The sequence below is a fragment of the Rhodobaculum claviforme genome, assembly GCF_016653255.1.
GTDB lineage: Bacteria > Pseudomonadota > Alphaproteobacteria > Rhodobacterales > Rhodobacteraceae > Rhodobaculum > Rhodobaculum claviforme.
On the sequence record NZ_NHSD01000178.1, the window covers coordinates 1 to 11,375 of the forward strand.

An 11,375-nucleotide genomic window follows, 5' to 3' on the forward strand; every position below is an offset into this window, starting at 1 on the left:
TGCGGCTGACCCGCGGGGTGGAGACCGACCGCTTCCACCCCGGCCCGGCGCGGCCCCCGCGCGACCGGCCGGTGCTGCTGTATGTCGGCCGCGTCGCGCCGGAAAAGAACATCGAGGCATTTCTGCGCCTGCCGCTTGCGGCGAAGAAGGTGGTGGTGGGCGACGGCCCCGCGCTCGCCCGCCTGCGCCGCGCCCACCCCGAGGTCACGTTCCACGGCACGCTGACGGGCACGGCGCTGGCGCAGGCGTATCGGGCCGCCGACGCCTTTGTCTTTCCGTCGTGTACGGATACCTTCGGGATGGTTCTGGTCGAGGCGATGGCCTGCGGCCTTCCGATTGCCGCCCACGACGTGCCGGGGCCGCGCGACATTGTCACCCTACCCGAGCTGGGCGCGCTGGATGCCGATCTGGGCCGCGCCGTGGCCAGGGCGCTGGCGGCCCCCGGCGACGCTGCGGCGCGCCACGCCCACGCCCGCGCGGGCTACTGCTGGGACCGGGTGGCCGACACGTTCCACGCCCACTGCGCCGAGTTGATGGGCTGAGGCGGGCGCCGCCCCGGCCCGCTCGGGGCCATCCCCCAGGATCGGCCCGGCCCCCGCGGCGTGCTGTCCGAGGCTTGCGTCGAGCTTACGCGCAGGACCAGCCGAAGGGTGGGGCATCGAGTGGATGAAGGCCCGTTGTTCGTATGTCGACGGCCGGTGTGAACCGATTGGTGCGGGCACCGCGCATTGAACAGGCGCTACATATGGTTCATGTCCGTTCAGACCTGTTCACCGCCCCCCATTAACCCACTGGTTTAATAGTCAGAACTGTTCAAATCTGTCTTGACCTGTCCGAGGGTATCCCACATCTATGGGTGGATAATATGCTGGATCAGATCGGCAGGCCGGAAAGGTGGATACCTCCATGCGGGCAAGGAACAGGCTGTCGGCGGCGTTCGTGAAACGGGCTCCCGCGGGGAAGTGGTGCGACGGGGCGGGGCTCTGGCTGGTGAAGCGCGATGATGGTGGGGCGCAGTGGGTGCTCCGCTACACCTTGCACGGCAGACGGCGGGAGATGGGTCTCGGCGGTGGCGATGTTCCTCTGGCTGAGGCCCGGCGCATCGCGGAACGCTGGCGCGCCGTGGCGGCTGTGGGGCGCGACCCCATGAAAGAGCGTGACGCTGAAATCCGGGCCGCGCGCCGCGACGACATCACGCTGGCCGTCCTGACAGCCGACGCATTCGAGGCCCGAAAGAGCGAGTTGAGGGACGAAGGCAAGGCCGGCCGCTGGATGTCGCCCCTTGAGGTCCATGTCCTGCCCAAGCTGGGCAAGGTCCCTGTGACCGACATCGACCAGCGCGACATCCGCGACGTGCTGGCGCCGATCTGGCATGGTCGCGGCGCGGAGTCGGCAGAGAAAGCGCTGAATCGCATCGGGATCGTGCTGAAGCATGCTGCCGCGCTGGGCCTCGAAGTGGACCTTCAGGCCCCCGCCAAGGCCCGCGCCCTGCTGGGCAAGTCCCGCCGCGAGCGCAAGCACATCCCTGCGGTACACTGGCGCGACGTCCCAACCTTCTATGCGACCCTCGCCGAGCCCACGATCACGCATCTGGCCCTGCGCCTCGTGATCCTCACCGGCGTGCGATCCAAGGCAATACGCTTCCTCCGACTGGATCAGATCGACGGCGATGTATGGATCGCACCGGCTGAGATCGTAAAGGGACGGAAGGGCAAGACGGTCGATTTCCACGTGCCGCTGTCGCCCGAGGCACTGCGCGTCATCGAGCTGGCCCGTCCCTTCGAGCGCTACGGCTATCTGTTCCCCTCTGCGCGCAAGGGTGTCATCTCCGACGCCACTATGGCCCGGCTGATGGAGCGGCGCGGCATGGACGAGCGCCCCCACGGCTTCCGTTCGTCCCTGCGAGACTGGCTCGCCGACTGCACCGAGGCCCCCCACGAGGTGGCCGAGACCGTTCTGGGGCATGTCGCCGGATCAAAGGTGGTGAAGAGCTATCGCCGCACGGATTTCCTCGATCAGCGCCGGGTGCTGATGTGCCGCTGGGCGGACCATGTGACCGGGGAGACCGGCAAGGTGGTGAAACTCGTCGGGGCGGGCTGAGCCCGTGGCGCGCCCCCCGAGGCCATGGGACGCACACTGGCGCGCGCTGGGCGGCGGTGAAGGGCCGTGGACGCCGTTCTGGACCGACCACCGGGGGCAGGAGCTGCCCGACGGCGCGTGGAACGAGGCGCGCCTGATTGTCGGCCCTTACGGCGGCGTCGGGGCCTTCGACAACCCGCTCGACGCGATGCTTCAGCGCGCCCGCCACATCCTGCACCGCGAGGAAGCGATTGGCAGGGCGCGTCGGATCAGCGGCAAGGCGAGGATCAGCAGGGGGGAACTCGACGCCCGCTTGGAGCGGCTGCGCCAGCACGTTGAAGCCCTCACCGCCGAGGCCGAGCCCCTCATCCCGGCCCGCCGCCGGTCGCCGGACGAGCAAGCACTGTGGGGCCACCTGAAGGCCCTGAGGCGGGCTCTGGCCCCTGGGCGGCACGCGACCGAGCATGAGGCGACCACCCGGCAGCGCCTCGCCACGCTGCGCCACGAAGCCGCAGACGCTCACGCGCTGTTGGGGGCCATGGCGCGCGCCGCAGCGCAGGGGATCGACCCGAACGCCCGGCTGGACCTGCTGAGCCCCGAGGAACTGGCAGAGGTGCGCGACCCCAGCGCCCCCGCCGTGGTCGCGCGGCTGACGCAGATCCTGCGGCTTGGCGATGCCCTCCACGCCGCCGGGGCCGAGGCGACCCACCTGCTTGTGGGCCTCCCGCAGCCCCAGGCCGACGCCGAACCCGTGGCTTTGGACCCGGCTGAGGCGCGGGCGCGGGCCGTTGCAGCGCTGCTGGCGCTGGACCCCACGGCCCGGCCCGACCTGCTGACAGAGGCCGACATCGACCGCGCGCTGGGCATGGCCACACCGCCGCCGCCGACCGTGCAAGCGCCAGGGCCGGGGCCGCATGAGCGCAGGCGCGAGCGCTGGCTTGCCGCGCACCTGCTGGGCCTCGCTGTGGGGCTGGGGGTGCAGGAGTTCAGGCAGGACAAGCCTGGCGCCCTCGCGGCCCCTGACCTGCTCACGCAAATGAAGCTGAAGCCCAGGCTGCGCAGGGAGTTTTCCGACCCCACCGCGCGGGCGCTGATCGACGGACTCCCTGACGGCATCGAGGGTGTGCGCCACCTTCAGAAGAACGCCCGGAACGATCCCTTGACCCGTGACGCCATCGCCACCGGCAAGGCCCTGGGAAGGCAGCTGAGGCTCAGAAAATCGAACCCCGACGCCCCTCCTGACGCGGACCTAAGCACCTGAAAAGTAAATAACTTCGGCCATCCGTGGTCCGAAATCGCGCGAAACCGGGGAAATAGCGCCCGAAGCCCAGCCGCCCGCTATCGACGAGGATGTCTGCATCAACACTGATGGAGACAACCATGGGCAAGAGACTGAATTTTCGTGACTTTCGTGAGCAATACCTCGGCGGGCGGTCGCGCGGGGCGGTCTATAACGATATCGCTGCGGGCCGCCTCCCGGCGCCGCTGAAGCTCGGCGGGACGCTGTTCTTCGACATCGACGAGGTGGAGGCCCACCTCGTCCGCCTGCGCGAGCAGCAGGAGCAGGAACGCGCGCTGCGGGCCGAGGCGGACGCCATCGCCGCCGCCCGCCGCGCCGAGCGCGCCGCGCGGAAGGCGTAGCCATGAGCGTCCGCGCCTATAAGTGGGTTCATTCCCTCCTGCCCATTCTGGACCTGCCGCCGACCGAGAGGTGTGTGCTGCTGGTCCTGGCCTTCCATCACAACGACCAGACCGGGGAATGCTTCCCGGCGATGAAAACCATCGCCGGGCATTGCGGGGTCGGCGAGCGGCGCGCCCGGCAGGCGGTGCAGTTGCTAGCCGCCTGGCGCATCATCAAGGTCCGCCGTGGGGGCACCGCGGCCGGTAATGCCTCGAACCGCTACACCCTCTTCGGCACGCCGCGGCGTCCGAAGGAAAGCGGCAAACGCATGCCGGTTTCGGGGGCGGGCAAACCGGCACAAAAAAGCCGGTTTCAAAGCGGCAGTGGGTTGCCGGATTCAAACCGGCAGACGGGGGCTGACGATAGGGATTGGTACTCTAAGGGCGAAGAGGCCCAAGCCAATGGGGCCTCCGGTCTGCGTGTCGTGAATGGTGGCCGTCATGCTTGATGGCGACCTGTTCACGGCCCAAGCCAAGGCGAAGGTTCTGCGTCCGCATCAGGTGCGCGCCCTCAAAATGATCCGCCAATCCGCTGGCAAGGGAAACCGGCGCATCGTCTGCACCATGCCGACAGGCGCCGGGAAAACCGTGTTGGCGGCCAAGCTCATCGAGAACGCCTTGGCCAAGGGCAACCGCGCCATCTTCACGGCGCCGGCCATCAGCCTGATCGGCCAGACCGTCGCCGCCTTCGAGGCCGAGGGCATCCGCGACACCGGCGTGATGCAGGCGAACCATCCGCGCACGAATGCCTCGGCACGGGTGCAGGTGGCGTCGGTGCAGACGCTGGCAAGGCGGGACATCCCCGACGCGTCGCTGGTGATCGTGGACGAGTGCCACATCCGCAGCCAAGCGATTGACGACCTGATGGCCGAGCGGCCCGACGTGTTCTTCATCGGGTTGTCGGCGACGCCCTGGGCGAAGGGCATGGGCCTGCGTTGGCAAGACCTCGTGGTGCCTGTGACCATCGGCGACCTGATCACGGACGGGTTCCTGTCGCGCTTCACCGCCTACGCGCCCAACGTGCCCGATCTGTCCGGGGTGAAGGTCCGCGCGGGTGAGTACGTCGAGAGCGGGCTTGCGGACGTGATGGGGCAAGCGGCCCTGATGGGGTCCGTGGTGCAGACGTGGCTCGAAAAGGGCGAGGACCGGCCGACGCTGTGCTTCGCTGTCAACCGCGCCCACGCCGCCGACCTGCAAGCCGAGTTCGAGCGCCACGGCATCGCGGCCGGATACGTCGATGCGATGAGCGACCGGCTGGAGCGCGACCTGATCAACCTCCGCTTTCGCACGGGCGACATCCGCGTGATCTGCTCGGTGCGGACCATGACTACCGGCGTTGACCTGCCGGTGTCGTGCATCATCGACGCCGCCCCGACGCGCTCCGAGATGCTGCACGTCCAGAAGATCGGCCGGGGCCTGCGCGTCAATCCCGGGACCGAGGATTGCCTGATCCTGGACCATGCCGGGAACAGCCTGCGCTTGGGGCTGGTGACCGACATCAACCGCGGAGACCTCGACACCACCGCGCCGGGCGAGAAAGCCAAGCGCGAGGCGAAGGCCGAGAAGCTGCCCAAGCCGTGCGTGTCCTGCGGCACGCTGCACGTGGGCCGCGTCTGCCCCAACTGCGGCCACGAGCGCCGCCCAGTTGCCGGGGTAGAGAGCGCCGACGGCGATCTTGTCGAGATCACAGGCAAGCGCGCCGCGCCCACCAAGGCCTGCAAACAGGGCTTTTGGTCGATGGCGCTGTGGCTGGACCGCGAGCGCAACAAGGGCGGGAAGCTGGCGAAAGGGCTGTACATGTCCCGCTTCGGTGTCTGGCCGTGTGGCCTGCGGGACGTGCCCATGCAGCCTGACCGTGCGTTCCTGTCCTACGAGAAGTCGCGGCGCGTGGCCTACGCGAAGCGCAGGGCGAAGGAGCGCGGCAGATGACCTTCCATCGCAAGACCGCCGATGTCGCCACCGGCAAATGGAAGGGCATCCTGCTGCGCTTGGGAATGCCCGCCGCGGCCCTGACTGGCAAGCACGGCCCGTGCCCCAGCTGCAACGTCGGGAAGGATCGCTTCCGCTTCGACAACAAGGAGGGGCGCGGGACGTGGATTTGCGGCTGTGGTGAGGCCGGCGACGGCATGGCGCTCGCCATCAAGTTCACCGGCAAGGCCTTCGCCGAGGTGGCGCCGGAAATCGACACGATCCTGGGCAACGAGGTGGTGGGCGCCGAGAAGCCCGCGTCCGAGATCACCGAGGCACAGCGCAAGACCGGCTTGCGCGAGGTCTATGCGCAGACCGTCGCGGTACAACCCGGCGATCTGGTGGACGCCTATCTGACCGCCCGTGGCGTCGGCGATCTCGTCTATCACCGGACCCTGCGCTTCGCGCCCGCTCTGCGCGACGGAGAAGGGGGCGTGAGGCCCGCGTTGGTGTCAATGGTGCAAGGGCCGGATGGGGCGAACGTCAGCCTCCACAGGACGTTCCTGCGCCCGGACGGGCTGGCCAAGGCCGAGATGGCGAGCCCGCGAAAGCTCATGCCCGGCAAGCTGCCGGATGGGGCCTGCGTTCGGCTGTGCGACTTCACCGGCGGACCGCTGGGGATCGCGGAGGGCATCGAGACCGCCAAGGCGGCATCATCGCTCTACTACCTGCCGGTCTGGGCTGCGCTGAACGCCACCATGCTGGCCCGCTGGCAGCCGCCCGAGGGCTGCGACGAGGTCGTGATCTTCGCCGACAACGATCCGAAGTTCGGCGGTCAGGCCGCCGCCTTCACCCTCGCCCACCGCCTCGCCTGCAAAGGCATGACCGTCAACGTCCAGACCCCGCCGATCCCCGGCGAGGATTTCGCCGACATGTGGATGAACCGCCACCGGCCCAAGGGAGACAGCCGATGACCACCACCCTCAACGCCCGGCAAGAGGCCTTCGCAGCCGCCTATGTCCGATCCATGAATGCCACCCAGGCCGCCATCGAAGCCGGATACAGCGCCAACGGCGCGTCCTCGAAAGGATGGGACCTATTGAGAAACGTGAAGGTCCAGGCGCGCATCGAAGAGCTCCAGACCGAGATCATGGCCCGCAATGACGTGGAGGCAGATCGCCTGATCCGGCACCTCTACCTCATCGCCATGGCGGACGCCTCCGATCTGGTCCAGCTCCACGTTGATCCCTGCCCGCGCTGCTGGCCCGACCTCGATGCCCGCGATCCCGCGCGCGCCGAGCCCGATCCGGAGTGCATGACCTGCCGCGGGCGCGGGCAGCCCCGTGTCGCCTATACTCCGGTCGATCAGATGTCGCCCGGCGCCAAGGCGCTGTTCCGGGGCGTGCGGCACAACCCCAAGACCGGCTCCATGGAGGTGCTGATGCACGACCGCCTGAAGGCCGCCGACATGCTCATGCGGCACCTCGGGCTGTACCGCGACCAGGACGAGGCCCCGCGCGCCGACCCCCTGCGTGACCTCATCGCGGACATCTGCCGCCGCGGCTCCACCGCGCCCCTGGCCAAGGACTGACCACCGATGCCAGACGCCTGCGGCGATGACCTTCTCGAAGAGCCCGCGCGCAACATGCGCAACCTGTGGGTCGCGGTTTTTCGGGAAGCCATCAGCGAGGCCCGGCGCAACCCGGAGGATCGGTGGCTGCGCACCGCCGACGCGCGCACTGTCGCGGCTCTGGCGGGGATCGGCCCCGACATCGTTCCCTTGATCGCTGACCGGGTGCGGCAGCAACATGAAGCCGCTGCCGAGCCAGGCAACGGGACACCCCGGCCCGGCGCTGCGTGCGTGCCGCGTCGGGCAAGGGGTGGCCGGGATAGGTGAGCCCAAGTTTGGGCCGACCGGCACTGAGGCCGGATTCGGGCCGAGTACTGCGCAACATCGAGAAGATGCTGGCCGAAATCACTCACCTCAAATCTGAGGTGAATAGATTTGCCCATGAATACAGGGACAGCAAGGGGCAGATGCGCAAGGAATACCGCCTGCCGCGCGACCTGACCGTGACGCTGATCACCGCGTGGGGAATCTTGACCGCCACGGGCGGCGCAGGCCGTCACGATGTCCTCGCGCGAGATCGAGGAGCTGGTGGAGAAGCGGCACGACCATGTGCTCCGCGACATCACCAAGATGCTGGCGGAAATCAACCACCCCAAGTTTGGGGCGGTTGACTGTGCCGCCGAATATCGGGACGCAAAGGGGCAGATGCGCAAGGAATACCTCCTGCCGCGCGATCTGACCGTGACGCTGATCCTCGGCTACCGCGCCGATCTGCGCTATCGCGTGGTCAAGCGGCTGGAGGAACTGGAGGTGCAGGCCGGCCCCACCTCGTGGCGATGCTCAACGACCCCGACATGGTGCCCTTGATCGCGGAGCAGGTCTTGGCCGAGCGTAAGATGCGCGCGGGAATCGCCAGGCATGCGCGCAGCGCCTCGCACAGTGGCGAACACGGCGCGCGGCAGGGAAGGGAAGGGCGGGCGGCGAAGCCCCCGGCTGAGCGGGCCGCTACGGCGCTGGCCTGACGCCGGGGCGATGTTCCCCCAGTTTGGGAGGATCGTTCCCTCACATTGAGGAAACGTGCGCGCGGCACCATCAGCCCCTGGCCGAGCCCCGGCCCAGCACCACCGCGCTTGGGTGATCCTAGGTGGGATCGAGGAACACCGCTCCGCGCGTCTCTAGAGAGCCGCACCATGTCTGCTCGGGTTCGCCTTCCCGAATGGCTTCATGAAGGTGTCGCGGATCTTGGCGGGCTTCGGCCCCGGCCGGGTCTACTGAGAGCCTCGTGCCGTCGGCAGGAGCAGGGCCGACGGGCTCACATCTAACCAGCCCAAATCTGGGCTGGTTGATACTAAGTAGTCAAAGAAACAGCGGAACTTGCGTCCCTGGTGCCGTCCAAGTAGCGTCGCGTCGGCGCAAACAGGAGGCTGCACATGCTGACCGGGCCCATCCGCTCGCAGATCGACCAGATCTGGAATGCCTTCTGGTCGGGGGGCGTGTCCAACCCGCTCGCGGTGATCGAGCAGCTTACCTTCCTGCTGTTCATGAAGCGCCTCGACGACCTCCACACCCTGGAGGAGAACAAGGCCCGCACCCTCGGCATCGCCATGGAGCGGCGGATCTTCCCTGAGGGGAACGACCCCAAGGGCCGGCCCTATGTCGATCTCCGCTGGTCGCGCTTCCGCCACTTCGAGGCTCGCGTGATGATGGAGGTGGTGGATGAGCACGTCTTCCCCTTCCTGCGCGCCCTGGGCGAACAGGGCTCGTCCTACGGGCGGCACATGAAGGACGCGCGCCTCGGCTTCTCCAACCCCAACTTGCTGGCCAAGGTGGTGGAGATGCTGGACGCCATCCCCATGGACGACCGCGACACCAAGGGCGACGTCTTCGAATACATGCTGGGCAAGATCGCCAGCGCCGGCCAGAACGGGCAGTTCCGCACGCCCCGCCACATCATCCAGCTGATGGTCCACCTCACCGGACCCACGCCCGAGGACGTCATCTGCGACCCCGCCGTAGGCACCTGCGGCTTCCTCGTGGCCGCGGGCGAATACCTGCGCGACACCTTCCCCCAGCTGATGCGCCACGACACCCACCGCCGGCATTTCCACCGCGGCATGTTCCACGGCTTCGATTTCGACGCCACAATGCTGCGCATCGGCGCCATGAACATGACCCTGCACGGGGTCGAGGACCCCGACGTCAGCTATCGCGACAGCCTGGCCGAGGATCACGCCACCGACGCCGGGCGCTATTCCCTGATCCTCGCCAACCCGCCCTTCGCGGGATCGCTCGACTATGACACCACCGCGCGCGACCTGCTGAAGGTGGTGAAGACCAAGAAGACCGAGCTTCTGTTCCTCGCCCTGTTCCTGCGCCTGCTGCGCACCGGGGGGCGGGCGGCGGTGATCGTGCCCGACGGGGTGCTGTTCGGATCGTCCAAGGCGCACAAGGATCTCCGCCGCACGCTGGTGGAGGATCACAAGCTCGACGCCGTCATCAAGCTGCCCTCGGGGGTGTTCCGCCCCTATGCCGGGGTCTCCTGCGCGATCCTGCTGTTCACGAAAACCGGGGTGGGCGGCACCGGGGACGTGTGGTTCTACGACATGGCGGCCGACGGCTTCAGCCTCGACGACAAGCGCACGCCGCTGCTGGAGGAGGGCAAGCTCGGCCCCGTGCCCGCCCTGGCCCTCGGCCCCGAGGAGCACGCGAAGAACAATCTGCCCGACATCCTCGCCCGCTGGAAGGACCTCGCGGCCGAGGCCGACCGGCCCCGCACTGCCCAGAGCTTCCTCGTGCCCAAGGCCGAGATCGCCGCCACCGGCGCCTGGGACCTCTCGCTCAACCGCTACAAACAGGTGGAGCACGCGGCCGTCGACCACGCCCCCCCGCGCGAAATCATCGCCGAGCTGCGCCAGATCGAGGCCGAGATCGCCGAGGGCCTCGACCGGCTGGAGGACATGCTGGGATGAGGTGGCCGACGGTTGCGTTGGCCGAGGTGGCGAGCATCGAGCGGGACGGGGTGGCGCCCGAGGCCATCGCGAGCGGCACCCGATACCTTGGGCTTGAGCACATCGAGAGCGGCGGCCAGATCATCGGTGGCGAACCGGTGGAGGCCGGGGATCTGGCGAGCACGAAGTTTGCCTTCTCCCCGCGCCATGTCCTGTTCGGGAAGCTGCGTCCCTACCTTGCAAAGATCGCCCTTCCCGACTTCGGGGGCGTGTGCAGCACCGACATCCTCCCGGTCCTGCCGGGCTGCAAGCTGCACCGGAACTATCTCGCCCACTTCCTGCGCCAGCCCGAGGTTGTCGCCCTCGCATCGCAGCGGGCCACCGGCGCCAATCTTCCGAGGCTGAGCCCAAAGGCCCTGGCCTCCTTCGACATCCCCCTGCCGCCGTTGGAGGAGCAGAGGCGGATTGCGGCGATCCTGGATCAGGCGGACGCCCTGCGCCGCCTCCGCGCCCGCGCCCTCACCCGCCTCGACGCCCTCGGACAGGCGATCTTTCAGGAGATGTTCGGGGACCCGTTTCTCAATACACGGCAATGGCCGAGACAGGCCATTGGAGAACTTTGCTCGCGCGTCTCCGTTGGCGTGGTGGTCAAGCCCGCGTCTCACTACCAAGACAATGGTGTTCCTGCCATTCGTGGCACGAACATCAAGAGTGACGGGATTGATCTGTCCGATCTTGTTCACTTCTCCGAAGCAGCCAATGCGGGGCCGCTAAAGAAGTCGAGGGTTTGGGAGGGGGATGTGATCGCTGTTCGGTCGGGTCGCCCGGGTCTTTCCGCTGTCGTTCCTCCCGAACTGGATGGGGCGAACTGCATCGATATCCTGATCGCTTCCCCAAAGCGGGACCAACTCCTTCCCGAGTTCCTGCGTGACTTCATGAATTCCTCCGGGGGCCGGGGCATCGTCCTGTCAGAGAGCCGAGGGCAGGTGCAGCAGCATCTGAACGTCAAGTCCCTGTCCGAGGCCATGATCATTGTTCCGCCTTTGCAGATGCAACAAAAGTATCTTGAACGTTGCCGGACGCTGCGCGAACGCCGCACAATTGCGGTGCGCGCGGCAGCAACCCTAGATTCGCTCTTCGCCTCCCTCCAGCACCGTGCCTTTCGGGGGGAGCTTTGAGCTTGCCCGGGT

General features: G+C 67.8%; 12 protein-coding genes. All 12 read left to right on the forward strand.

Annotated features, from left to right (window positions below; translation table 11 throughout):
• On the forward strand, positions 1-542 hold a 542-nt coding region (locus tag CCR87_RS05875; protein WP_201156629.1), incomplete at its 5' end, for a glycosyltransferase.
• A 364-nt stretch (positions 543-906) separates the two neighbouring features.
• Positions 907-2,100: a tyrosine-type recombinase/integrase gene (locus tag CCR87_RS05880; RefSeq protein WP_201156630.1), complete on the forward strand. Its 1,194-nt coding sequence runs from the start codon at positions 907-909 to the stop codon at positions 2,098-2,100.
• 4 nt (positions 2,101-2,104) lie between these two features.
• Positions 2,105-3,340 (forward strand): hypothetical protein, encoded by a 1,236-nt coding sequence (locus tag CCR87_RS05885; protein WP_201156631.1) that lies wholly within the window; start codon positions 2,105-2,107, stop codon positions 3,338-3,340.
• 119 nt (positions 3,341-3,459) lie between these two features.
• Positions 3,460-3,720, forward strand: coding sequence for a helix-turn-helix transcriptional regulator (locus CCR87_RS05890; protein WP_201156632.1), 261 nt, complete (start codon positions 3,460-3,462; stop codon positions 3,718-3,720).
• A 2-nt stretch (positions 3,721-3,722) separates the two neighbouring features.
• Positions 3,723-4,208, forward strand: coding sequence for a helix-turn-helix domain-containing protein (locus tag CCR87_RS05895; RefSeq protein WP_201156633.1), 486 nt, complete (start codon positions 3,723-3,725; stop codon positions 4,206-4,208).
• Positions 4,201-5,688: a DEAD/DEAH box helicase gene (locus CCR87_RS05900; protein WP_201156634.1), complete on the forward strand. Its 1,488-nt coding sequence runs from the start codon at positions 4,201-4,203 to the stop codon at positions 5,686-5,688. The genes CCR87_RS05895 and CCR87_RS05900 overlap by 8 nt, the downstream gene beginning before the upstream one ends.
• Positions 5,685-6,641: a DUF7146 domain-containing protein gene (locus tag CCR87_RS05905; protein WP_201156635.1), complete on the forward strand. Its 957-nt coding sequence runs from the start codon at positions 5,685-5,687 to the stop codon at positions 6,639-6,641. The genes CCR87_RS05900 and CCR87_RS05905 overlap by 4 nt, the downstream gene beginning before the upstream one ends.
• Positions 6,638-7,258: a terminase small subunit gene (locus tag CCR87_RS05910; protein ID WP_201156636.1), complete on the forward strand. Its 621-nt coding sequence runs from the start codon at positions 6,638-6,640 to the stop codon at positions 7,256-7,258. The genes CCR87_RS05905 and CCR87_RS05910 overlap by 4 nt, the downstream gene beginning before the upstream one ends.
• Positions 7,259-7,264: 6 nt before the next feature.
• A complete protein-coding gene (locus CCR87_RS05915) occupies positions 7,265-7,564 on the forward strand; it encodes a hypothetical protein (protein WP_201156637.1) in 300 nt (99 codons plus the stop codon).
• A 234-nt stretch (positions 7,565-7,798) separates the two neighbouring features.
• Complete coding sequence (locus CCR87_RS05920) at positions 7,799-8,104, forward strand: Rha family transcriptional regulator (RefSeq protein WP_201156638.1); 306 nt, start codon at positions 7,799-7,801, stop codon at positions 8,102-8,104.
• A gap of 563 nt (positions 8,105-8,667) precedes the next feature.
• Positions 8,668-10,206 (forward strand): type I restriction-modification system subunit M, encoded by a 1,539-nt coding sequence (locus tag CCR87_RS05925; protein ID WP_201156639.1) that lies wholly within the window; start codon positions 8,668-8,670, stop codon positions 10,204-10,206.
• On the forward strand, positions 10,203-11,363 hold the full coding sequence (locus CCR87_RS05930) for a restriction endonuclease subunit S (protein WP_201156640.1): 1,161 nt from the start codon (positions 10,203-10,205) through the stop codon (positions 11,361-11,363). Before CCR87_RS05925 ends, CCR87_RS05930 begins: the two co-directional genes overlap by 4 nt.
• Positions 11,364-11,375 lie beyond the last annotated feature (12 nt).